This window comes from Massilia sp. 01N410, assembly GCF_056399665.1.
In genome coordinates this window covers 198383-222070 of the sequence record NZ_JBFTRV010000009.1, presented here as the reverse complement: position 1 = coordinate 222070, position 23688 = coordinate 198383, and the positions used below count along the sequence as shown (strand labels likewise).

Here is a 23688-nt window from a genome sequence, read left to right as displayed (position 1 = left end):
CGCTCAGGTATCGCGCATGCGTGGGTGAACGTGCAGGCGGGAGAGCGCACACGCGGCGCGATCCACGTGCAAAACGTGAACGGCTGGCATAGCCGGTTCAAGAGCTGGCTGGTGCGGTTTCGCGGCGTGGCAAGCCGTTACCTGATTAATTATTCGGGCTGGCAACGCATGCTGGATGCGCGGCGGCTGACGACGCCCCGGCATCTGCTGCAAGCCGCCGTCCAGCTCAGCTAAATGGCGCAGTGACCGAATTAACGCGAACACAGCCATAAAAAAAGCGCCCCCGAAGGAGCGCTTTTCGTGACGAATCACATCAAATCAGGCAACCCACTTCCGCGCGTTCTGGAACATACGCGCCCAGGGCGAATTCTCGCCCCAGCCATCCGGATGCCAGGACATCGTCACGGTACGCGCCACACGCTCGGCGTGCGGCATCATCACCGTGAAGCGGCCGTCCGGCGTCGTGACCGCAGTCAGGCCGCCCGGCGAACCGTTCGGGTTGAACGGATACTGCTCGGTCGCCTGGCCGCGGTTGTCGATATAGCGCAGCGCGCCGATCGCCTTGGACAGGTCGCCGGTCTGCGAGAAGTCCGCGAAGCCTTCGCCGTGGGCGATCGCCAGCGGCGCGTGGGTGCCGGCCAGGTCGGCGAAGAAGATCGACGGCGAGTCCAGCACCTCGACCATGCCGAAGCGGGCTTCGAACTGCTCCGACTTGTTGCGGGTGAACTTCGGCCATGCTTCGGCGCCGGGGATGATGGACTTCAGGTTGCTCATCATCTGGCAGCCGTTGCAGACGCCCATGCCGAAGGTATCAAGGCGGCCGAAGAATCCGGCGAACTGCTCCTTCAGCGCGGCGTTGAACAGGATGGTCTTGGCCCAGCCTTCGCCGGCGCCCAGCACGTCGCCGTAGGAGAAGCCGCCGACGGCGATGATGCCCTTGAAGTCATCCAGCTTCGCACGGCCGGCGATCAGGTCGCTCATGTGCACGTCGACTGCCTTGAAGCCGGCCTGGTGCAGCGCCCAGGCGGTTTCGATGTGCGAGTTGACGCCCTGCTCGCGCAGCACCGCCACGCTCGGGCGGGCGCCGGTCGCGATGAAGGGCGCGGCGATGTTTTCCTGCGTGTCGTGCACCAGCTTGGGCGTCAAGCCCGGGTCCTGCTCATCCAGCAGGCGCTCGTATTCCTGGTCGACGCATTCCGGATTGTCGCGCAGGCGGGCGATGCGCCAGCTGGTCTCGCTCCACAGCCGGTGCAGCTCGCTGCGGCGCTTGTTGTAGATGACCTTGGTATCGCGGGTGAACTCGATCACGCCGCGGTCGTTGACCTTGCCGATGATGTGGCTGCAGGCACCCAGGTCGAAGGAGCGCAGCACGTTCATCACCTCGCTGCGCTCGTCGTGGCGCACCTGGATGACGGCGCCTAGCTCTTCGCTGAACAGCGCGCGCAGGGTCATCTCGTTGCGGCGTTCGCCGACTTGCGCGGTCCAGTTCTTGGCGTCGCCATGGTCGGAAGCGTGCTCGCCTTCCATGGTCAGGATGTCGAGGTTGACCGACACGCCGGCGCGGCCGGCGAAGGCCATCTCGCACAGGGTCGCGTACAGGCCGCCGTCCGAACGGTCGTGGTAGGCCAGCAGTTTGCCGTCCGCGTTCAGCCGCTGGATCGCGGCGAAGAAGGCTTTCAGGTCCCGCGGGTCATCGAGGTCCGGGGTGTCGTTGCCGACCTGGTTCGTCACCTGGGCCAGGCTCGACGCGCCGAGGCGGTTCTTGCCGCGGCCGAGGTCGACCAGGATCAGCGAGGTGTCGCCGAGGTCGGTGCGCAGCTGCGGGGTCAGCGTCTTGCGGACGTCATGGACCGGCGCGAACGAGGACACGATCAGCGACACCGGCGAAATCACGGCCTTGGCTTCACCGTCGTCGGTCCAGGTGGTGCGCATCGACAGCGAATCCTTGCCGACCGGGATCGAGATGCCCAGCGCCGGGCACAGTTCCATGCCGACCGCCTTCACGGTGTCGAACAGGGCGGCGTCCTGGCCCGGCTGGCCGCAGGCCGCCATCCAGTTGGCCGACAGCTTGATGTCTTCGATACTGGTGATCGGGCTTGCGGCGATATTGGTGATCGCCTCGCCGACGGCCATGCGGCCCGAGGCGGCGGCGTCGATCACCGCCACCGGGGTGCGCTCGCCCATCGCCATCGCCTCGCCCTTGTAGCCTTCGAAGCTCAGGGTGGTGACGGCGCAGTCGGCCACCGGAACCTGCCACGGACCGACCATCTGGTCGCGCACGCTCATGCCGCCGACGCTGCGGTCGCCGATGGTGATCAGGAAGGATTTGTCGGCCACGGTCGGCAGCAGCAGCACGCGACGCGCCACTTCCTCCAGTTCCAGGCCGGTCACGTCGACCGGCTGGAAGTCGTTCTGAACGTGGGTCACGTCGCGCTGCATCTTCGGCGGTTTGCCGAGCAGGACTTCCATCGCCATGTCGACCGGTGAAGTGTTGGTGAGCGGGTCGATCAGGCGCAGCTGGCGCTCCTCGGTGGCGACGCCGACGGCCGCGAAGGGGCAGCGCTCGCGTTCGCAGATGGCGGCGAAGCGCGGCAGATCGTTGGGCGAGATCGCCAGCACGTAGCGCTCCTGCGACTCGTTGCTCCAGATTTCGCGCGGCGACATGCCGCTCTCTTCCAGCGGCACCTTGCGCAGGTCGAAGGTCGCGCCGCGCCTGGCGTCGTTGGTGATCTCGGGGAAGGCGTTCGAGATGCCGCCGGCGCCGACGTCGTGGATGGAGATGATCGGATTCGCGTCGCCCAGCTGCCAGCAGGAGTTGATCACTTCCTGGGCGCGGCGCTCCATCTCCGGATTGCCGCGCTGGACCGAGTCGAAGTCGAGGTCGGCGGTGTTGGTGCCGGTCGCCATCGACGACGCCGCCGCGCCGGCCATGCCGATGCGCATGCCGGGACCACCCAGCTGCAGCAGCAGGCTGCCGACCGGAATGTCGTTCTTGTGGGTGTGGGCGTCCGAGATGTTACCGATGCCGCCGGCGATCATGATCGGCTTGTGGTAGCCGAACACGGTGTTCTCGCCCAGCGCCGTCTTGCCGACGTTCTGCTCGTAGGTGCGGAAGTAACCGCCGAGCACCGGACGGCCGAATTCGTTCGAGAAGGCGGCGCCGCCCAGCGGGCCGTCGACCATGATCTGCAGCGGCGAGGCGATGCGTTCCGGCTTGCCGTAGGCCGGCACTTCCCAGGGCTGTTCGAAGCCGGGGATCGCCAGGTTCGACACGGTGAAGCCGGTCAGGCCGGCCTTCGGCTTGGCGCCGCGGCCGGTCGCACCTTCGTCGCGGATCTCGCCGCCGGCGCCGGTCGAGGCGCCCGGGAACGGGGAGATCGCGGTCGGGTGGTTGTGGGTCTCGACCTTCATCAGCGTGTGGGTCAGCTCGGTCATGGGCTTGTATTCCTGGCCGCCGCTTTCACCCTGTTGCGGGAAGAAACGCATGGCTTCCGCGCCCACCATGATCGCCGAGTTGTCGCTATAGGCCACCACCGTGCCCTTGGGCTGCAGTTGGTGGGTGTTCTTGATCATCTGGAACAGCGACTTGTCCTGCTTGACGCCGTCGATGGTCCACTCGGCGTTGAAGATCTTGTGGCGGCAGTGCTCGCTGTTCGCCTGGGCGAACATCATCAGCTCGACGTCGGTCGGGTTGCGCCGGGCCTTGGTAAAGGCGTCGAACAGGTAGTCGATCTCGTCCTCGGCCAGGGCCAGGCCCATGTCGCGGTTGGCTTCTTCCAGCGCCAGCCGGCCCTTGCCCAGCACGTCGATGGCTTCGAGCGGGCGGCCTTCGAGTTCGCTGAACAGTGCCTGGGCTTCGTCGGCGCTGCGCAGCACGGTTTCGGTCATGCGGTCGTGCAGCAGGGCTGCCACGGCCTGGACCTCTTCAGCGCCCAGCTTCTTCGGCGCCTTGATGCCGGTGCCGAAAATGCCGGATTTAAGAACCACGGTATAGGCCACGCCGCGTTCGATGCGGTGGATGTGGGCCATGCCGCAGTTGTGCGCGATGTCGGTCGCTTTCGAGGCCCAGGGCGAGATCGTGCCCAGGCGCGGGATCACGAAGTACTCCTCGGTCACGCCCTCGTATTGCGGGTCAAGCACAGGCTCGCCGTAGGTGAGCATGGCCGACAGGCGCTCAGTGTCCTCGGTGGACAGTGGGCTGCTTGCGTCGATGAAGTGGTAGAAACGGGCCTGGACCGCGGCAATCGTCGGGGCGACGGCTTGCAGCTGGGCGAGGAGGCGTTGGCTACGGAAGGCGGAGAGGGCATTGGAACCCGGCAGAATCAACATGGCTTGGTAGTCGGTTGATGCAGCGTGGCTGCGGGTGGAAGATAGCCCGCTATTATACAGCGTCGCCCCTTCTGCGGCTCTGGTCCTTCTGGTATGGTTGCCGGAACGGCAAGGAATAGGTATCTTAGTGGCGGAGACCCATTGAGCATGGACGCGAAAAACGATGCAAGAAAATAGCCAATTGACGGTACTGGTGGTCGATCCGAACCCCGGCATCCGGGCCAACCTGCAGAACATGCTCAACCAGTCCGGCATCTCGCGCGTCGAGTATGCCGTCAACGCCGGCACGGCCGTCAAGCAGCTGAGCCGGCGCGGCTACGACGTCATCCTCTGCGAGTACGATCTCGGCGGCGGCAGCGGCAGCGAGGGCCAGGACGGCCAGCAGCTGCTGGAAGACCTGCGCCACCACAAGCTGATTCCGCCCTGGGCCATCTTCATCATGCTGACCTCCGAGGCGGCCTACGACAAGGTGGTCAGCGCCGCCGAGCTCTCGCCCACCGAATACGTCCTCAAGCCCTTCACCGCCGAGGTCCTGAACCAGCGCGTCCAGCGCGCCCTCGCCCGCCGCTGCGCCATGTTGCCGGCCTACCAGCAGGTCGCCCAGGGCAATTCGCACGCGGCCATCCGCACCTGCGTCGACGCCGCCAAAGCCCAGCCGCGCCACGCGGTCGACTTCGCCCGCCTGCGCGCCGAGCTGCACGTCTCGCTGAGGGAATACGAACAGGCGGAGGGCGTGTACCGCCAGCTGATCGCCGCGCGGCCACTGGGCTGGGCCAGGCTCGGACTGGCGCGCAGCCTGGTATTCCAGAACCGCGTCGACGAAGGCGTCGAGCTGCTCGAGCAGCTGGTGCGCGACAACCCGCGCCTGATGGCCGCCTACGACCTGCTGGCGCGCTGCTACGAGGAGCGCGGCGACCACACGCAGGCCCAGAAGACGCTGGAGGAAGCGGTCGGCATCTCGCCCCACATGGTGCGGCGCCTGCGCAAGCTGGGCGAGGTGGCGCTGGAGACAGGCGACGTGGCCGCCGCCGAAAAGTCCTTCAAGCAGGTCGTCACGCGCTCGCGCTATTCCGAATTCCGCAATCCCGAAGACCACGTCAACCTGGTCAAGGCCCTGGTGCGCAAGGGCGACCAGCCGGCGGCCGTCGGCGTGATGCGCGACCTCGAACGCTCGCTGCGCGGCACGCCTGAACTTGATGCCTGCATGGCGGTCTCCGGCGCCCTGCTCCACGATGCGAACGGCAACAAGGCCGGCGCCATCGCCGACCTGCGCAGCGCGGTGACGGCGGTACGGGCCGGCAGTGCGCTGTCGCCGAACCTGAAAGTCGGCCTGACCCGCTCCCTGCTCGAGCACCGCATGGACGAGGAAGCGTCGGAAGTCATGATGACCGCCATGAACGGACAGGACGGCAGCGTGACCCTGCAGCAGGCCATGAACGTGTTCGTGAAGGCCGGCCGCCCCGACCTGGCGGACGGCATGGGCAAGCAGTTGCGCGCCCAGGCCCAGATCCTGCTCGGCGTCGCCGACGAGAAGCGCAATATGGGCGACGTGCGCGGCGCCGTCCAGACCCTGCTGGAAGCCCTGCATATGGCGCCGGGCAACCTGCAGGTGATGATCGCCGTGGTGGGCGGCATCCTCCGCCAGATCCTGGAGATGGGCTGGGACCACCCGCTGGCGGGCCTGTGCGCCGAGCAGCTCGAGCATATCCGGGCGCTGGATCCGGGGCATCCGCGCTTGCAGGCGCTGGATGAGGAATTTGCTTCGGCCAAGCGGAAGTATGGTATTTCGGGGTGAATTTCATGGTGGGGACTGCGGAACGAACCTGAGTTCCCGCCTTCGCGGGAACGACGGTTTCACGGCCGCGTTCCTCAACGGCGCTTAGGGTCACGCAGGTTTGCACGTCGTCCCCGCGAAGGCGGGATCGTGCCCCCGGCACCATCCACCCAAGTTTCCACGCGCAGCCGTTAACGCGCCCCGTAGCCGCCGCCACCGGGCGTTTCGATCACGAACACATCTCCAGCCTGCATATCGACCTTCCCGATATGCCCCAGCGCCTCCACCCGCCCATCGGCCCGCAGCACCAGGTTCCTGCCCTTCTCCCCAGGCTCCCCGCCAGCCATCCCGAAAGGCGCAAACACCCGGTTGTTCGACAGGATCGCCGCCGTCATCGGCTCCAGGAAGCGCAGCTTGCGCACCCCGCCGTTGCCCCCATGCCAGCGCCCCGCCCCACCGGATTCCGGCCGGATCTCGTAGCTCTCCAGCCGCACCGGGAAGCGGAATTCGAGGATCTCCGGATCGGTCAGGCGCGAGTTGGTCATATTGGTTTGCACCACGTCCGTACCGTCGAAGCCTTCTCCCGCGCCGGAGCCGCCGGAGATGGTCTCGTAGTACTGGTAGCGCGCATTCCCGAAGGTGAAGTTGTTCATCGTCCCCTGCGAGGCCGCCATCACGCCCAGCGCCCCGTACAGTGCATTGGTGATGCAGGTCGAGGTCTCGACATTCCCCGACACCACCGAGGCCGGATAATGCGGATTGAGCATCGAGCCCGGCGGGATGATCACCTTCAACGGCTTCAGGCAGCCGGCATTCAGCGGAATCTCGTCGTCGACCAGGGTACGGAACACATAGAGCACCGCCGCCATGCACACGGCGGACGGCGCATTGAAGTTGTTCGGCAGCTGGCCGGAGGTGCCGCTGAAGTCGATCTCCGCGCTGCGCCCGGCCGCATCGACCCGGATGGCGACCTCGATACGCGCGCCGTTGTCGAGCTCATAGCTGTACGAGCCGTCCTTCAGCACCGCGATCACCCGCCGCACCGCTTCCTCGGCATTGTCCTGCACGTGGCCCATATAGGCGCGCACCACGTCGAGGCCGTAGTAGGCGACCATCTTGCGCAGTTCCTCGACGCCCTTTTGGTTCGCCGCGACCTGGGCACGCAGGTCGGCCAGGTTCTGATCCGGATTGCGGGCCGGCCAACGCGCCGCGGCCAGCATGGCGCGCGTTTCTTCTTCGCGCAGCACACCGTCCGCACCGTCGACCAGCTTGAAATTGTCGATCAGGACGCCCTCTTCCTCGATGTGGCAGGAGTCCGGCGGCATCGAGCCCGGCGTGGTGCCGCCGATGTCGGCATGGTGGCCGCGCGAGCCGACGTAGAACAGGAGGTCCGGCTCCCCGGCCTGTCCGTCCGGCTCGTCGAACACCGGCGAGATGACCGTCACGTCAGGCAGGTGGGTACCGCCGTTGTACGGGTCGTTGAGCACGTAGACGTCGCCGGGCTTCATCCTGCCCGCATTCTTGCGCATCACCGCCTTGATGCTCTCGCCCATCGAGCCCAGGTGGACCGGCATGTGCGGCGCATTCGCGACCAGATTGCCCTCGTGGTCGAAGATCGCACAGCTGAAGTCGAGGCGCTCCTTGATGTTGACCGAGTAGGCCGTGTTCTGCAGGCGCAAGCCCATCTGCTCGGCGATCGACATGAACAGGTTGTTGAAGACTTCCAGCATCACCGGATCGGCACTGGTGCCGATCGCGTGACGTTCCGGCAGCGCCTCGACGCGGCGCAGCACCAGGTGGTCATAGGCGGTGGCCTCGGCCTGCCAGCCGGCTTCGACCACCGTGGTCGCATTCGCCTCGGCGATGACGGCCGGGCCTTTCACGATGGCGCCCGGCTTCACGTCCGCGCGCAGGTAGACCGCGGTGTCGCGCCACTCACCGCCGGCGAACATCCGCACGCGCTCGTGGGCGGCCGGTGTGGCGCCGGCTGCAGTAAGGTCGAGCGCTATTTCGGGCGGCGCATCGGAACGGCCCAGCGCCTCCACCGACACCGCCTCGACCACCAGGGCCTTGCCCGGCATGAGGAAGGAGAAGCGGCGCTTGTAGGCGTCCTCGAAAGCCTGTTGCATGGCCGCGGGCGTGCCAAGGCTCACCACGATGGCCGAATCCGTGCCTTCGTAGCGCAGGTGGACGCGGCGCAGGATGTCGATGCGGTCAATCGGCACGCCCTGGGCCAGCAGTTCCTCGCGCGCCCGCGCGGCAAGTTCGTCGAGTCCGGCGGACAGTTCGTCGCCGCGCATATCGGCCAGGCGGCGCTCGACCGCGCGTTCGCGCATCGCGCTCTGGTCGGCCAGGCCCATGCCGTAGGCCGACAGCACGCCCGCCAGTGAGTGGATGAATACCGTCTTCATGCCCAGCGCATCCGCCACCAGACAGGCGTGCTGGCCGCCGGCGCCGCCGAAGCTGGTGAGCGTGTAGCCGGTCACGTCGTGGCCGCGCTGCACCGAGATCTGCTTGATCGCATTCGCCATATTGCCGACCGCGATCCGGATATAGCCTTCGGCCACCGCTTCCGGCGCCGGCATGCTGCCGGTGGCCGCGCCGATCCGCTCCGCCAGCGCGCTGAATCCGGCGCGCACGGCATCGACGTCGAGGGGCTGGTCGCCGGTGGCGCCGAACAGGCGCGGGAAGTGCCGCGGCTGGATCTTGCCGAGCATGACGTTGCAGTCGGTGACGGTCAGCGGCCCGCCGCGGCGGTAGCTGGCCGGGCCGGGATTGGCGCCGGCGCTGTCCGGCCCCACGCGGTAGCGGCTGCCGTCGAAGTGCAGGATGGAGCCGCCGCCAGCCGCCACCGTGTGGATGCTCATCATGGGCGCGCGCATGCGCACGCCGGCCACCTGGGTCTCGAAGACACGCTCGAAGTCGCCGGCAAAATGCGAGACGTCGGTCGAGGTACCGCCCATGTCGAAACCGATCACGCGCTCGAAGCCGGCCAGGCGGCTGGAACGCACCATGCCGACGATACCGCCGGCCGGACCGGACAGGATGCTGTCCTTGCCCTGGAAGGCGCGCGCGTCGGTCAGGCCGCCGCTCGACTGCATGAACTGCAAGTTTACGCCGGGCAGCTCATCCGCGACCTGGTCGACGTAGCGGCGCAGGATCGGCGACAGGTAGGCGTCGACCACCGTGGTGTCGCCGCGCGCGACCAGCTTCATCAGCGGGCTCACCTGATGCGACACCGAGACCTGGGTGAAGCCGATCTCGCGGGCGATGCGGGCCACCGCCGCCTCATGCTGCGTGTAGCGGTAGCCGTGCATGAAGACGATGGCCAGGCTGCGCAGGCCGGCGTCCCAGGCTTGCTGGAGCTCGCGGCGCGCCTTGGCCTCGTCGAGCGGCAGCACCACGTCGCCGTGGGCACCGATGCGCTCGTCGATCTCGATCACGCGCCCATACAGAAGCTCGGGCAGCACGATGTGGCGGTCGAACAGGCGCGGCCGGTTCTGGTAGGCGATACGCAGCGCGTCGCGGAATCCGCGGGTGATGGCAAGCGCGGTCGGCTCGCCCTTGCGTTCCAGGAGCGCATTGGTGGCGACCGTGGTGCCCATCTTGACCGCTTCGATGGCGCCTTCCGGCACCGCGTCGCCGGCCTCCAGGCCCAGCAGGTGGCGGATCCCGGCCACGGCCGCGTCGCGGTATTGCTCGGGATTCTCGGACAGCAGCTTGTGGGTGGCGAGGGTGCCATCGGGGCGACGCGCCACGATGTCGGTGAAGGTGCCGCCGCGGTCGATCCAGAACTGCCAATCCATAGTGTCTCCAAGTCGTTGCCGGAAAATCCAGGCTATTGTAGTCGCGTCTCGCGCGCCGGCCCGATTTTGGCGACAATACCGGGTATCGACAGCATTCCCGTCCACCAGGAGGCACCATGGATACCCTGCTCTACAGCTGCGCGCAGATCCGCGCCATCGAACACGCCGCCCAGGCCCATCTCGCGCATGGCGAACTGATGGAGCGCGCCGGCCGCGCCGCCGCGGACTACGCGCGCGAACTGCTGGACGGCGAGGCTTCGGGCGCGGTGCTGGTGCTGGCCGGTCCCGGCAACAACGGCGGCGACGGCCTCGAACTGGCCGCCCACCTCGCACGCGCCGGCGCCGAGGTCGAGGTGCTGCACCTGGCCGCCGAGCGCGAACCCTCCTTCGAGGCGGGACGCGCACTGCAGCGGGCCCGCGAGGCCGGCGCCCGCTTCGTCGACGAGATCCCGGCGGCCCGGCCGTGGCGGCTGGTGGTCGACGCCCTGTTCGGCATCGGCCTCGCGCGCCCGCTGGCCGGGCGGGCGCGCGAGCTGGCCGCGTGGACGGCGGGTGTCGACTGTCCCGTGCTGGCCCTCGACGTCCCCAGCGGCCTCGATGCCGATACCGGCGGCCTGCATGGCGCGGACGGCATCGCGGTGACGGCAACCCACACCATTACCTTCCTCGGCAACAAGCCGGGCCTGTACACGGGCGACGGCTGCGACCACGCAGGCGACGTGCTTGTCGACATGCTGGGCAGCGAGGGACTGCATGGCGAGTCGGCCCAGGCCGTGCTGAACGGCCCCGCCTTGCTCGCGGACTCCCTGCGGCCGCGGCGCCAGAATTCCCACAAGGGCAGCTTCGGCGACGTCGCCGTGCTCGGCGGCGCGCGCGGGATGGCCGGTGCGGCGGTGCTGGCCGCACGCGCGGCACTGTACGGCGGCGCGGGGCGCGTCTTCGCCGCCATGCTCGATCCGGGCATGAGCATGGATCCGCTGCAGCCCGAGATCATGTTCCGCGACGCCGCCGGTCTCGATTTCTCGTGCCGCAGCGTGGTCGCAGGCCCCGGCATGGGCAGTGCGGATGCGGCCATCCACCTGTTCGGCCAGGTGCTGGCGGCGCGTGCACCGCTGGTGGTGGATGCCGATGCGCTGAACCTCACATCCGCGCGCCGCGAACTGCAGGAAGCCCTGGCGGCGCACGGCGGGCCGCTGGTCCTGACCCCGCATCCCCTGGAAGCGGCGCGCCTGCTGGGCGTGACCGCCGCCATCGTCCAGGCGGACCGCCTGGAGCACGCGCGCGAGCTGGCGATGCGCTTCAACTGCGTGGTGGTGCTGAAGGGTGCGGGCAGCGTGATCGCGCGTCCGGATGGCTTCGTGGCGGTCAACACCAGCGGGAATCCGGGCCTGGCGACCGGCGGCAGCGGCGACGTGCTGGCGGGCTTCTGCGGCGCCCTGCTGGCCCAGGGCTGGCCGGCCTGGGAGGCGGCGCTGGGCGCGGTGTGGATGCACGGCGCGGCGGCCGACTGGCTGGTGGCGGATGGTACCGGACCGATCGGGTTGACGGCGGGCGAGCTGCCGAAGGCGATAAGGAGTGTGTTCAACGCCCTGGTTGCCGGCACGGACGCCTGGTAGAGTCGGCGCTAGGTGCTTAGGCGGGCCGCGCCCACTCTACACCAGCCGGCCTGCGGCAATGGTGAGGGTACGCGCGCAACGCGCCGCCATCGCCGGATCGTGCGTGACCAGTACCAGGGTCGAGCCGCGTTCGCGGTTCAGCTCGAACATCAGCTGGATCACCGACTCGCCGGTGGCGGCATCGAGGCTGCCGGTAGGCTCGTCGGCAAACAGCAGCGGCGGCTCGGTCACAAAGGCGCGCGCCAGTGCCACGCGCTGCTGCTCGCCACCGGACAGGTACTTCGGATAGTGGCGCAGGCGGCTCTCCAGGCCGACCCGGCCCAGCATGTTCGAGGCCTTGCCGCGCGCGTCGGCATCGCCGCGAAGCTCCAGCGGCAGCATCACGTTTTCCAGGGCGCTCAGGTGCGGCAGCAGCTGGAAGGACTGGAACACGAAGCCCAGCTTGGCCTTGCGGAAAGCGGCGCGCCCATCCTCGTCGAGGGCGAAGATATCGGTGCCGTCGAGCTTCACGGTGCCGCTCGACGGCGTGTCGAGGCCGGCCAGCAGGCCCAGCAGGGTCGACTTGCCCGAACCCGAGGCGCCGACCAGGGCGAGCGTCTCGGCCGGTTGCACGGTAAAATCGACACTGTGCAGGATGGTGAGTTCGCCGCTGGCGTCCGCCACCCGCTTCGACAGGCCGGCTACCTCGATTGCCGGATGCCGGACCATTGCACCATCTTTGGTAGCCTCGGGAATATCACGCATGCTTGCTCATCTCACTCTCAATGCCAGGAAAACGACGATCGGTGTCCTTGCGGCCTTCGCGCTGGCCGCATCGGGGAGCGCCTATTCTGCACCAAAAACCGTGCTGGTGGTGGGCGACAGCCTGTCCGCCGAATACGGTCTGGCGCGCGGCAGCGGCTGGGTCGCCCTGCTCGAACAGAAACTGAAGGCCGAGAAGCTGGACACCCGCATCGTCAACGCCAGCATCAGCGGCGACACCACCAGCGGTGGGCGCACCCGCCTGCCGGCCCTGCTGGCCCGGCACAAGCCGAACGTGGTGGTGCTCGAACTGGGCGCCAACGACGGCCTGCGCGGACTGCCGATCGCCTCGGCCGAAGACAATCTGCGTAGCATGATCAAGCTGTCGCAGCAGAACAAGGCCAAGGTCCTGCTGGTCGGCATCCATATGCCGCCGAATTACGGACGCGCCTACACCGAACGCTTCACCGGCATGTACAAGGAACTCTCGGCGCAGCTGAAGGTGCCGCTGGTGCCCTACATGCTGCAGGGCGTGGATCTGGTGCCGACGAACTTCCAGGCCGACCGCATGCATCCGCTGTCCACGGCCCACCCCGTCATCCTCAATAACATCTGGCCGCAACTGGCTCCCCTGATCAAACAATAAATAATGAAATACCCCGCAGTCCTGAGCTTCAACGACGTCCTGCCGCAGCTCGACGAATTCGACACCATCATCGACGCGCGCAGCGAATCGGAGTTCGCGCTCGACCATATTCCCGGCGCCATCAACTGCCCGGTGCTGAACGACGTGGAACGCATCCTGGTCGGCACCACCTACAAGCAGGTCGGCGCCTTCGAAGCGAAAAAGATCGGGGCGCCGCTGGTAGCGCGCAATATCGCCCATGCGATCGACACCCTGTTCGCCGACAAGCCGCGCGACTGGAAGCCCCTGGTCTACTGCTGGCGCGGCGGCAACCGCAGCGGCTCGATGGCCCACATCCTGGCCAAGATCGGCTGGCCGGTGGTCCAGCTGGACGGCGGCTACAAGGCCTTCCGCGGCTTCGTCAACGACGCACTGGCCCAGCCGCCCGAACTGCAGTTCCGCGTCATCTGCGGCACCACCGGCAGCGGCAAGAGCCGCCTGCTGGAGACCCTGGACGCGATCGGCGCCCAGGTGCTCGACCTCGAGCGCCTGGCTGCCCATCGCGGATCGGTGCTGGGTCACCTGCCGAACGAGCCCCAGCCCAGCCAGAAGATGTTCGAGACCCGCATCTGGGACAAGCTGCGCCGCTTCGACCCGAGCAAGCCGGTGTTCGTCGAATCGGAGAGCAAGAAGGTCGGCAACCTGCGCGTGCCGGAGGCAGTGATGGAGCGCATGCGCGCCTCGCCCTGCATTTCGCTGACCCTGTCGCGCCCGAACCGCGTGCGCCTGCTGATGGAGGACTACCGGCACTTCTGCGCCGATCCCTCGGCCCTGAACCGCCAGCTCGACCATCTGGTGCAGTTGCATGGCCGGCCCAGGATCGATGCCTGGCACGGGATGGCGAACGGCGGCCAGTTGCCGGAGCTGGTCGACGAGCTGCTGGTGCAGCACTATGACCCGGCTTACCTGCGGTCGATCGACCGGAATTTCGTGCAGTATCCGCAGGCGGAGGTGGCGGAGCTGGCGGATATTTCGAAAGAGGATTTCCTGGCTGCCGCGCGCAAGTTGCACGCAGCCCAATAATAGAAAAGGTGCTGTTCGCGCTAAGTGTTGAATCTGCCCAGCGCCGCTCTCAAAAAGGCGTCTGGGCAGGCAATACGCTGGCCATGCAGCGCCCAGCGCCAGCCGAAGTAGTGGCTCAGGTATCGGCTGGCGATGCCGCGAAAAGGCAGCAGCCAGGTGCGCATCCGGCTGTGATAGGCGTTCACGTTCTGGATGTGCAGCGCACCGCGCTTTCTTTCGCCGGCGCTCGCGTTGATAGCCTCATGTGAAATCCCGACCTCCCGCGCGAATGCCGGTAGCGCAGCCGGGCCAGCGACGTGCCACTGAGGGCATTGAAGGTGCGATGGCAGCTGCAACAGCGATAACGCTGCAGTCCGTGCGCGTGACCGTGACGATACGGATTGTTGGTCTGGCAGTGCGGGCAGCAAAGTGGTGTGGCGGGTTGCTCGACGATCTCGAGTACACGGTCGAGGCCGGCCGCCGATTGCAGCAGGTCGAGCAGGCGGTCGCGTTGCCGCCGGGTCAGGCTGGACAGGCGTTGCAGGAACTGTTCGAACTGCCGTGCCTGCATGGGGCCTCCGTCAACGGTTCAGGTCGACGTTGGACCGCAGGCTTGCAGAAAAGATTCCACACTTGGCGCGAACAGCGCCATAGAAAAAGCCCGGCCGCACAAGCGAACCGGGCTTTCTTTTTACGCCTGGGCGATCACTCGGACCTGGTCCCCAGGTCGGCCGCCTTGACGTTCAGCTTGGCCTTGGCCTTCTTCTTCAGCGCCTCGATGTAGCCGTGGGTCTCGGCATTGCCGATGGCGCGGGCGATCGAGTCGGCTTCCTGCTTGCGGCGATCCTGGTCCGGTTTTGCCGGCATGGTCACCTTGCCGATGCGGTAGATGCCATAACCCTGGCCCGGCAGCTCGACGCCGATATAGGCCGGGAGCTTGCTCACGTCGGCCTTCAGCACGGCCAGCGCAGCGGCGTGGTTGATGCCCGGATCCGTGGTCATGGTGCGCGACAGGACTTTCACGTCGCCGAACCCGGCGGCGTCGCCGGATGCCTTCAGCGCGGCCAGCTTGGCTTCGCCGACCTGGCGTGCCAGGCGCAGTTCTTCTTCCTGGGTCACGCGCTGGCGGATCTGGTCGGCCACTTCGGCCAGCGGACGCTTGGCGGCCGGCTTGAACTCGACCACGCGACCCGCCACCAGGGTGCTCGGCGCGACTTCCACCGCCTCGGTGTTGCGCTTGTTGGCGATGGCGTCCTGGGAGAAGATCGCCTTCAGGAACTTGTCGTTGTTGACAGGCGCATTGCCGAGCGCCGGGTTCGGCGTACGGGTCAGGCCCTCGACGGTCTGGATAGTCAGGCCCAGCTTGTCGGCCACCGGCTTCAGGCTGTCCGACTGCTCGTACACGGTATTCGAGAAGATCTCGGCCAGTTCCGAATACTTGTTCGACAGCTTGGTCTTCTTCAGGTCGGCAACGATCTCCGGCTTGGCTTCTTCCAGGGTCTTCTGGGTGGACGGCACGACTTTGGTCACCTTGACGATGTGGTAACCGAAGCTCGATCGCACCAGGCCGCTGACTTCGCCCTCCTTCAGCTTGTAGATCGCATCTTCGACCGGCTTGTCGAACAGGCCCTTCTCGACCACGCCGAGGTCGCCGCCCAGTTCCGCCGAGCCCGGGTCCTGCGACTGCGCCTTGGCGAACTTCGCGAACTCGTTCGGGTTCTTCTGGACTTCAGCCAGGATGGCCTGCGCCTTGGCCTTGGCAGCGGCGTCGTCGGCCGGCTTGGCGTCCTTCGGCACGGTGATCAGGATGTGGCTGGCGCTGCGCTTTTCCGGGGTGGCGAAGCGGGCCTTGTTCTTGTTGTAGGCGTCCGCGATTTCCGCGTCGCTGACGCTCACCTGCTTCTCGACGGTATCGGCGTTGAACACCACGTATTCGGCCTTGATCTGCTCCGGCACCTGGAACAGGGTCGCGTTCTTGTCGTAGTAGGCCTTGATCATGTCGTCGGTGACCTTGACCTGCGACGCGTAGTTCGCGATCGGGAACAGCAGTTCCTGCACCTCGCGCTGCTGGTCGTTGATGTCCGACAGGCGGCCGGCGACCGAGCGCGGCGCGAAGGCCGTTGCCTGCACCGATTCGGCCAGCTGCTGCACGGCCATCTGGTAGCCGATGCGCTGCTCGAAGGCCTGGGCGGTCAGGCCCTGGGAGGTCAGGAAGGCCTTGTAGGCGTCGAGGTCGAAGCTGCCGTCCGGCTTGCGCAGGCCGGTCTGTTCCTGAATCGCCTTGGCCAGCGAGGCATTGCCGACGGCCAGGTGGCTACGCGCCACTTCGGCACTGATCGCACGCTCGGCGACCAGGCCGTCCAGGACTTCCTGCTTCGCTTCCGGCGTCTCGAACAGCTTCTGGTCGAAGCGCGGGCCCATCATGGCGCGGGCCTGGTCGATCTGGCGGCGCTGCGCCGCTTCCCATTCCTGCTGCGTGATGGTGCGGCCGTCGACGCTGGCCACGCCATCGTTGCTGCCGCGCTTCTCATACTGGCTGACGCCGACGAGCACGAACGAAGGCAGGATCAGCAGGAGCAGGAAAAACTGCATCAGCCGCTGGTGGGTACGGATAAATTCAAACATGGTCAGCCAATCAAGGTTGAAAATGCGATTACAAAAAGCCGAAAAAAAAGGCGAACCGTGGTTCGCCTTTTTTTCACACCTGATTCTGGCGGAGCGGACGGGGCTCGAACCCGCGACCCCCGGCGTGACAGGCCGGTATTCTAACCAACTGAACTACCGCTCCAGATTCTGTGCTGCATGCGTATCGTCTTTTTGGTGGCGGAGCGGACGGGGCTCGAACCCGCGACCCCCGGCGTGACAGGCCGGTATTCTAACCAACTGAACTACCGCTCCACGCAATAAGGCGACACTTTCCGCCGCGCTCAGCGCAGCGAAGGCATTAGTTTACTGCATCTTTCAGGGCTTTACCAGCCTTAAATTTCGGGACATTGGCAGCCTTGATCTTGATGGCTTCCTTGGTGCGCGGGTCGCGGCCGGTACGCGCAGCGCGCTCGCCGACGGTGAAGGTGCCGAAGCCGACCAGGGTCACGCTGTCCTTGTTTTTCAGGGTGTTGGTCACGGCGTCGATCATCGCGTCGAGGGCACGTGCCGCAGAGGCTTTGGTCAGGTCCGCGGACTTCGCAATTTCTTCGATCAGTTCAGTTTTGTTCACTTCTTTTCCCTCGTTAGACATTCGGCAAAAAACCGCAAGCGCGTATTAGACAAGGCGGGAATACTTTGTGTCAAGCAACGTTGCCTCTCGAACGGCCGGAAGAGATTCAAAACTTTGTTTTTTGTGGCATTGCCCAAAAAAACTCCCCGCGAAGGCGGGGACCCAGGTTCTGCATGCGCAATCGTAACGCAAACAAACTTGGGTCCCCGCCCGTGCGGGGACGACGGTACGACGGTGCGACTGCTAACCTGCTTTAGTGCTTGACCACGCCGCCCTGCCCTTCGGCGGTCGCCGCCACCGGGCTGCTGGCCACGGCCGGCACGTCGACCAGCGGCTCGGGCTCGCGTTCCAGCGCCACTTCCAGCACCTTCTCGATCCAGCGCACCGGAACGATCTCGAGCTTGTTCTTGACGTTGTCCGGGATCTCGGCCAGGTCCTTCACGTTCTGCTCGGGGATCAGCACGGTCTTGATGCCGCCGCGCTGGGCCGCCAGCAGTTTTTCCTTCAGGCCGCCGATCGGCAGAACTTCGCCGCGCAGCGTGATCTCGCCGGTCATCGCCACGTCGGCGCGGACCGGGATGCCGGTGAACACCGACACCAGCGCAGTCGTCAGGCCGATACCCGCGGACGGACCGTCCTTCGGCGTCGCACCCTCCGGCAGGTGGATGTGGATGTCGGTCTTCTCGAACACCTCGTTCTTGATGCCCAGGCGCGCAGCACGCGAACGCACCACGGTGCGGGCCGCTTCGATCGATTCCTTCATCACGTCGCCCAGCGTACCGGTACGGATGACGGCGCCCTTGCCCGGCACCTGCACGGCTTCGATGGTCAGCAGGTCGCCGCCCACTTCGGTCCATGCGAGGCCAGCCACCTGACCGACCTGGTTATCCTTCTCGGCCACGCCGAAGTCGAAGCGGCGCACGCCCAGGAACTTGTCCAGGTTCTTGCCGTTGACGATGACGCGCTTGTTGTCCTTCTTCAGCAGCAGCATCTTGACGACCTTGCGGCAGATCTTCGAGATCTCGCGCTCGAGCGAACGCACGCCCGCTTCACGAGTGAAGTAGCGGATGATGTCGCGGATCGCCGATTCCTCGACCTTGATCTCTTCTTCCTTCAGGCCGTTGTTCTTGATCTGCTTCGGCAGCAGGTAGCGCTGGGCGATCGAGGTTTTCTCGTCTTCGGTGTAGCCCGACAGGCGGATCACCTCCATCCGGTCCAGCAGCGCCGGCGGGATGTTGAAGGAGTTCGAGGTCGCCACGAACATCACGTCCGACAGGTCGAAGTCGACTTCGACGTAGTGGTCGGAGAATGTATGGTTCTGCGCCGGGTCCAGCACCTCCAACAATGCCGACGACGGGTCGCCGCGGAAGTCCGCGCCCATCTTATCGATCTCGTCGAGCAGGAACAGCGGGTTGCGCACGCCGACCTTCGACAGCGACTGCAGCACCTTGCCCGGCATCGAACCGATGTAGGTGCGGCGGTGACCGCGGATCTCGGCCTCGTCGCGCACGCCGCCAAGCGCCATCCGCACGTACTTGCGGTTGGTGGCGCGGGCGATCGATTCGCCCAGCGAGGTCTTGCCCACGCCCGGAGGACCGACGAAGCACAGGATCGGCGCCTTCAGCTTGTCGACGCGCTGCTGCACTGCGAGGTACTCGAGGATGCGTTCCTTGATCTTGTCGAGGCCGTAGTGATCGGCTTCCAGCACCTGCTGGGCCTTCTCGAGGTCGATGGTGACCTTGGATTTCTTTTTCCACGGCAGGCCGACCAGGGTGTCGATGTAGTTGCGCACGACGGTGGCCTCGGCCGACATCGGCGACATCATCTTCAGCTTCTTGATCTCGGCCTGGGCCTTTTCCATGGCCTCCTTCGGCATCTTGGCTGCGATCACCTTCTTCTCGAGCTCTTCGATGTCGGCACCGTCTTCACCTTCGCCCAGTTCCTTCTGGATCGCTTTCACCTGCTCGTTCAGGTAGTACTCGCGCTGCGATTTTTCCATCTGGCGCTTGACGCGGCCGCGGATGCGCTTTTCCACCTGCAGGATGTCGAGTTCGCCTTCCAGCTGGCCGAGCAGGTGCTCCAGGCGCTTGGAGACGTTGAAGATCTCGAGGATGACCTGCTTCTGCTCGAGCTTGAGCGGCAGGTGGGCGGCAACGGTGTCGGCCAAGCGGCCGGCGTCGTCGATACCGGCCAGCGAAGCCAGGATCTCGGGCGGGATTTTCTTGTTCAGTTTGACGTACTGGTCGAACTGCTGGACGATCGCGCGGCGCATTGCCTCGACTTCCGAATCGTCGCCGGATTCGGAATTAATCGGGGTCAGGTCGGCCACGAAATGGCTCGGCGCGTCGGTGATATGGTTGATACGGGCACGCTGGGCGCCTTCGACCAGCACCTTCACGGTACCGTCGGGCAGCTTCAGCATTTGCAGAATATTGGCCACGCAGCCGATTTCATAGATGTCTGCGGCGGAGGGCTCGTCCTTGGCAGCTGCTTTCTGGGCAGCGAGCATGATGCTCTTACCCTGTTCCATCGCGGCTTCGAGCGCCTTGATCGATTTCGGGCGGCCGACGAACAGAGGTATCACCATATGCGGAAACACGACCACGTCGCGCAGCGGCAGCAGCGGCAAGGTCATCTGTTCAGTAAATTTAGTAGTCGTCATGGCATACCTTATAAAAAGCGTGTTGACGATGTTGGGAGTCCACCGTCAATTCACAAGAGCGGCCGAAAAATAATTTTCTATCGCAACAGTTATTTACACTTAGCCGTTCTGACAAAAGCCAGTTTTGAAAATAAAAAAGCCACCACGCGACCGGAATCACGAGTGGCTTTTCGATTGAAGCCTGGTCTTTTGTTGAGATTGATTGTACCGCCAAGAATCAGCGTTTCAAGACCTTTTGTTGTGTGTGCGTCCGGAAATTTTTAATTTTCGCCGGCGGCTTTTGCGGATTCGCTATAAATCAGCAAAGGTTTCGCGCCGTTCGTGATCGTATTTTCATCGATCACGACTTTCACCACATTTTGCTGGCTTGGCAGTTCATACATCACGTCCAGCAGCGCATGTTCGAGAATCGAACGCAGGCCGCGTGCGCCGGTCTTGCGCGCCAGCGCCCTCTTGGCGATCGCATGCAGGGCCGCCGGGCGGATTTCGAGTTCCGCGCCTTCCATATCGAGCAGCTTCGAATACTGCTTGATCAGGGCGTTCTTCGGCTCGACGAGGATCTGGATCAGCGCGTCTTCGGTCAGTTCGCTCAGGGTGGCGACGACCGGCAGACGGCCCACCAGCTCCGGAATCAGGCCGAACTTGATCAGGTCTTCCGGTTCCGCTTCCATCAGCACGTCGCTGACCGAGCGCTGGGTCTGGCTCTTGACGTTGGCGCCGAAGCCGATGCCCGACTTTTCCGAACGGTTCTGGATCACCTTGTCGAGGCCATCGAAGGCGCCGCCGCAGATGAACAGGATATTGGTCGTGTCGATCTGGACGAAGTCCTGGTTCGGGTGCTTGCGCCCGCCTTGCGGTGGCACCGAAGCCATGGTGCCTTCGATCAGCTTCAGCAGGGCCTGCTGCACGCCCTCGCCCGAGACGTCGCGGGTGATCGAGGGATTGTCGGATTTACGGGAAATCTTGTCGATCTCGTCGATGTAGACGATGCCGCGCTGGGCTTTCTCGACTTCGTAATTGCAGCTCTGCAGCAGCTTCTGGATGATGTTCTCGACGTCCTCGCCCACATAGCCGGCTTCGGTCAGCGTGGTCGCGTCGGCAATGACGAAAGGCACGTTCAGCATGCGTGCCAGCGTCTGCGCCAGCAGGGTCTTGCCGGAACCGGTCGGGCCCACCAGCAGGATATTGCTCTTGGACAGCTCGATGTCGTCCTTCTTGCCGAGGTGCTTGAGGCGCTTGTAGTGGTTGTAGACGGCAACCGACAGGATGCGCTTGGCCGTTTGCTGGCCGATCACGTACTGGTCGAGCAGTTCGGCGATCTCGTGCGGCGTCGGCAGGTCGGACTTCGCGCCCGCCACCGATTCGACGTTGGAAGTCTCGTCACGGATGATGTCGTTGCACAGGTCGATGCACTCGTCGCAGATGAAGACCGACGGTCCCGCGATGAGCTTCTTCACCTCGTGCTGGCTCTTGCCGCAGAAGGAGCAGTACAGGAGTTTTTCGCCGCTAGAGGATTTTTTGTCAGACATGGGGCAGGTTTCTGTTGAATTGCTACGAATATAACGCTAATACGGGGGCGCAACAAGTGCGCACCTCTCCATGCTACCTGAAATAAAAAAAGAACGCCCGGTACGCTGTTGCGCTCGGGCGTCTTTCAGCAACACCTATTATGGTGCTCAGGAGCGATTGGTCAAGACCTTGTCAATCAGGCCATATTCCACGGCTTCGTCGCTCGACATGAAGCGGTCGCGGTCGGTGTCCTTGTGGATCTGCTCGATCGTCTGGCCGGTATTGTCGGCCATGATGCGTGCCAGGCGCTCGCGCAGGTACAGGATTTCCTTGGCCTGGATTTCGATGTCCGAGGCCATGCCCTGCGAACCACCGGACGGCTGGTGGATCATGACGCGCGAGTTCGGCAGCGAGAAACGCTTGCCCTTGGCGCCCGCGGCCAGCAGGAAGGCGCCCATCGAGGCAGCCAGGCCCGTGCACAGGGTCGACACGTCCGGCTTGATGAAATTCATCGTGTCGAAGATGGCCAGGCCGGCCGACACCGAACCACCCGGCGAGTTAATGTAGAGCGAAATATCCTTGTCGGGATTCTCGCTCTCCAGGAACAGCATCTGAGCCACGATCAGGTTGGCCATCTGGTCGTTGACAGGGCCGACCAGGAAAATCACGCGCTCTTTCAGCAGGCGCGAATAGATGTCGTAGGCACGCTCGCCGCGGCCGCTCTGCTCGATCACCATCGGCACGAGGCCGAGGGCTTGTGTATCCAACGCAGGATTACGATTCATACCTGTCACTTTCCTTAAAGAAGATGTTCAGAGACGCCAACCGGCGCACACGGCGCCGGTTGGCAAGGCTCGTCACCTCAAGCTTACAACCAAGCTCAGGCTTGCGGCGCGCTGCCCATCAGCTCGTCAAAGGCGATGTCCTTGGCCGTCACCTTTGCCTTGCCAAGCACATAGTTAACGACGTTTTCTTCCAATACAAGAGCCTCGATCTCGCCCAGGCGACGACGATCGCTATAGTAGTACTTCAGGACTTCCTTCGGATCTTCGTAGCTTTGTGCGAAGTCTTCGATCTGCGATTTCACCTGCTCCTGGGTAGCCTGGAGGTTGTTGTCACCCACCAGCTGCGACAGGATCAGGCCCAGGCGCACGCGGCGCTCGGCCTTGGTGGCGAACAGGTCGGCCGGGAACGGCAGGCTCTTCACGTCCATGCCGCGCTGGGCCATGTCCTGGCGGGTCTGCTCGGCCAGGCGCTGCGAATCCTGCTCGATCATGACCTTCGGCACGTCCATCTCGGTGGCCTTGACCAGGGCGTCCATCACGGCTTCCTTGTTGCGGGCCTTGATGCGGGCGTTGACTTCACGCTCCAGGTTGACCTTGATGTCTTCGCGCATCTTTTCGACGCTGCCGTCTTCGATGCCCAGCGACTTGGCGAACTCGGCGTCGACTTCCGGCAGGTGCGCCCACTCCAGGTTCTTCAGGGTGATGGTGAACTCGGCGGTTTTACCTGCCACGTCCTTGCCATGGTAGTCCTCCGGGAAGGCCAGCGGGAAGGACTTCGACTCGCCCACTTTCAGGCCGACGGTGGCGGCTTCGAATTCCGGCAGCATGCGGCCTTCGCCCAGCACGAATGCGTAGTTCTCGGCCTTGCCGCCGGCGAACTCGACGCCGTCGATGGTGCCGACGAAGTCGACGGTCACGCGGTCGCCGTTGGCTGCGACAGGCTCACCACCGTCGCCGTGCTCACCGGCTTCGCCCTTGGTGTGGAAGTGCACGCGCTGCTTGCGCAGGATGTCGATGGTCTTGTCGATCTCGGCGTCCGAAACGTCGGCCTTGACGGTCTCGACTTCGATGCCCGCCAGGTCCGGCAGGGTCACTTCCGGGTAGACTTCGAAAGTGGCGTCGAAGGCCAGCATGCCTTCCGGTGCGTCTTCCTTCGGCTCGATTTTCGGCATGCCGGCAACGCGCAGCTGGTTCTCTTCGGCGGCCTCGCCGAATGCCTGGCCAACCTTGTCGTTCAGCACGTCAGATTCGATCTGGAAGCCGTACTGAGCCGCAACCATTTTCAGAGGAACCTTGCCCGGACGGAAGCCCGGCGCACGCGCGGTCTTGGCCTGCTTCTTGAGGCGCTTTTCAACTTCCGTACGTACGTCGCTCAGCGGAAAAGTGAGAGTCAAGCGACGCTCGAGTTTACCCAGGTTTTCGACTGCAGTTGCCATTGTAAAAATCGTCCAAAAAAATAATTATTCGTGGTGCGAGGAGGGGGACTCGAACCCCCACACCATTGCTGGCGTCAGGACCTAAACCTGGTGCGTCTACCAATTTCGCCATCCTCGCTCAGGATT

Annotated in this window: 13 protein-coding genes, 3 tRNA genes and 2 pseudogenes; 5 read left to right on the top strand and 13 right to left on the bottom strand. The window is 64.9% G+C overall.

Annotation, left to right across the window (positions count from 1 at the left end; all coding sequences use genetic code 11):
- Positions 1–234, top strand: a pseudogene (locus tag AC1DOP_RS14715) (IS1595 family transposase); the annotation flags it as partial.
- Positions 235–318: 84 nt separating this feature from the next.
- On the opposite strand, the gene purL reads toward AC1DOP_RS14715, so the two are convergent.
- Positions 319–4329 carry a phosphoribosylformylglycinamidine synthase gene (gene purL, locus AC1DOP_RS14710; RefSeq protein WP_442122151.1) on the bottom strand — a complete coding sequence of 1337 codons (4011 nt, stop codon included), beginning with the start codon at positions 4327–4329 and terminating at the stop codon, positions 319–321.
- A 163-nt stretch (positions 4330–4492) separates the two neighbouring features.
- On the opposite strand from purL, the gene AC1DOP_RS14705 reads away from it, so the two are divergent.
- Entirely contained in the window at positions 4493–6124 is a 1632-nt protein-coding gene (locus AC1DOP_RS14705; protein ID WP_477251932.1) for a tetratricopeptide repeat protein, read from the top strand.
- 170 nt (positions 6125–6294) lie between these two features.
- Here the strand turns inward: AC1DOP_RS14705 and AC1DOP_RS14700 are convergent, their stop codons facing one another.
- A complete protein-coding gene (locus AC1DOP_RS14700) occupies positions 6295–9909 on the bottom strand; it encodes a hydantoinase B/oxoprolinase family protein (protein WP_477251930.1) in 3615 nt (1204 codons plus the stop codon).
- 116 nt (positions 9910–10025) lie between these two features.
- Between AC1DOP_RS14700 and AC1DOP_RS14695 the strand changes: the two genes are divergently transcribed.
- Positions 10026–11525 carry an NAD(P)H-hydrate dehydratase gene (locus tag AC1DOP_RS14695; protein WP_477251928.1) on the top strand — a complete coding sequence of 500 codons (1500 nt, stop codon included), beginning with the start codon at positions 10026–10028 and terminating at the stop codon, positions 11523–11525.
- 36 nt (positions 11526–11561) lie between these two features.
- Here AC1DOP_RS14695 and AC1DOP_RS14690 read toward each other — a convergent pair whose 3' ends face one another.
- Positions 11562–12269 (bottom strand): ABC transporter ATP-binding protein, encoded by a 708-nt coding sequence (locus AC1DOP_RS14690; protein ID WP_477251926.1) that lies wholly within the window; start codon positions 12267–12269, stop codon positions 11562–11564.
- Between AC1DOP_RS14690 and AC1DOP_RS14685 the strand changes: the two genes are divergently transcribed.
- Positions 12268–12912, top strand: a complete 645-nt coding sequence (locus AC1DOP_RS14685; protein WP_442122146.1) for an arylesterase — start codon at positions 12268–12270, stop codon at positions 12910–12912. The genes AC1DOP_RS14690 and AC1DOP_RS14685 overlap by 2 nt on opposite strands.
- A gap of 3 nt (positions 12913–12915) precedes the next feature.
- Entirely contained in the window at positions 12916–13974 is a 1059-nt protein-coding gene (gene mnmH, locus AC1DOP_RS14680) for a tRNA 2-selenouridine(34) synthase MnmH (RefSeq protein WP_477251924.1), read from the top strand.
- Positions 13975–13994: 20 nt separating this feature from the next.
- Here mnmH and AC1DOP_RS14675 read toward each other — a convergent pair.
- The 10 genes and pseudogenes from AC1DOP_RS14675 to AC1DOP_RS14630 form a co-directional block, all read right to left on the bottom strand.
- Positions 13995–14524 (bottom strand): annotated as a pseudogene (locus AC1DOP_RS14675) (transposase).
- A 134-nt stretch (positions 14525–14658) separates the two neighbouring features.
- Complete coding sequence (locus AC1DOP_RS14670) at positions 14659–16578, bottom strand: SurA N-terminal domain-containing protein (protein ID WP_477251922.1); 1920 nt, start codon at positions 16576–16578, stop codon at positions 14659–14661.
- Between the two features lie 86 nt (positions 16579–16664).
- A tRNA-Asp gene (locus AC1DOP_RS14665) sits at positions 16665–16741 on the bottom strand.
- Between the two features lie 33 nt (positions 16742–16774).
- Positions 16775–16851 (bottom strand) — tRNA-Asp (locus AC1DOP_RS14660).
- 46 nt (positions 16852–16897) lie between these two features.
- On the bottom strand, positions 16898–17170 hold the full coding sequence (locus AC1DOP_RS14655; protein WP_442122143.1) for an HU family DNA-binding protein: 273 nt from the start codon (positions 17168–17170) through the stop codon (positions 16898–16900).
- 253 nt (positions 17171–17423) lie between these two features.
- Positions 17424–19832 (bottom strand): endopeptidase La, encoded by a 2409-nt coding sequence (gene lon / locus AC1DOP_RS14650; RefSeq protein WP_477251920.1) that lies wholly within the window; start codon positions 19830–19832, stop codon positions 17424–17426.
- A gap of 260 nt (positions 19833–20092) precedes the next feature.
- Positions 20093–21361: an ATP-dependent Clp protease ATP-binding subunit ClpX gene (gene clpX / locus AC1DOP_RS14645; protein ID WP_442122141.1), complete on the bottom strand. Its 1269-nt coding sequence runs from the start codon at positions 21359–21361 to the stop codon at positions 20093–20095.
- A 147-nt stretch (positions 21362–21508) separates the two neighbouring features.
- Positions 21509–22126, bottom strand: coding sequence for an ATP-dependent Clp endopeptidase proteolytic subunit ClpP (gene clpP, locus AC1DOP_RS14640; RefSeq protein WP_442122140.1), 618 nt, complete (start codon positions 22124–22126; stop codon positions 21509–21511).
- Between the two features lie 95 nt (positions 22127–22221).
- The gene (gene tig / locus AC1DOP_RS14635; protein ID WP_442122139.1) at positions 22222–23562 is read right to left on the bottom strand and encodes a trigger factor; all 1341 of its coding nucleotides are present in this window, start codon (positions 23560–23562) and stop codon (positions 22222–22224) included.
- 31 nt (positions 23563–23593) lie between these two features.
- A tRNA-Leu gene (locus AC1DOP_RS14630) sits at positions 23594–23680 on the bottom strand.
- Between the last annotated feature and the right edge of the window lie 8 nt (positions 23681–23688).

Coding starts and splice junctions, on each gene's coding strand:
- lon (WP_477251920.1), bottom strand. CDS start 19,832: ATGACGACTACTAAATTTACTGAACAGATGACCTTGCCGCTGCTGCCG.
- tig (WP_442122139.1), bottom strand. CDS start 23,562: ATGGCAACTGCAGTCGAAAACCTGGGTAAACTCGAGCGTCGCTTGACT.
- AC1DOP_RS14700 (WP_477251930.1), bottom strand. CDS start 9,909: ATGGATTGGCAGTTCTGGATCGACCGCGGCGGCACCTTCACCGACATC.
- clpX (WP_442122141.1), bottom strand. CDS start 21,361: ATGTCTGACAAAAAATCCTCTAGCGGCGAAAAACTCCTGTACTGCTCC.
- AC1DOP_RS14685 (WP_442122146.1), top strand. CDS start 12,268: ATGCTTGCTCATCTCACTCTCAATGCCAGGAAAACGACGATCGGTGTC.
- clpP (WP_442122140.1), bottom strand. CDS start 22,126: ATGAATCGTAATCCTGCGTTGGATACACAAGCCCTCGGCCTCGTGCCG.
- AC1DOP_RS14695 (WP_477251928.1), top strand. CDS start 10,026: ATGGATACCCTGCTCTACAGCTGCGCGCAGATCCGCGCCATCGAACAC.
- AC1DOP_RS14705 (WP_477251932.1), top strand. CDS start 4,493: ATGCAAGAAAATAGCCAATTGACGGTACTGGTGGTCGATCCGAACCCC.
- AC1DOP_RS14670 (WP_477251922.1), bottom strand. CDS start 16,578: ATGTTTGAATTTATCCGTACCCACCAGCGGCTGATGCAGTTTTTCCTG.
- purL (WP_442122151.1), bottom strand. CDS start 4,329: ATGTTGATTCTGCCGGGTTCCAATGCCCTCTCCGCCTTCCGTAGCCAA.
- mnmH (WP_477251924.1), top strand. CDS start 12,916: ATGAAATACCCCGCAGTCCTGAGCTTCAACGACGTCCTGCCGCAGCTC.
- AC1DOP_RS14690 (WP_477251926.1), bottom strand. CDS start 12,269: ATGCGTGATATTCCCGAGGCTACCAAAGATGGTGCAATGGTCCGGCAT.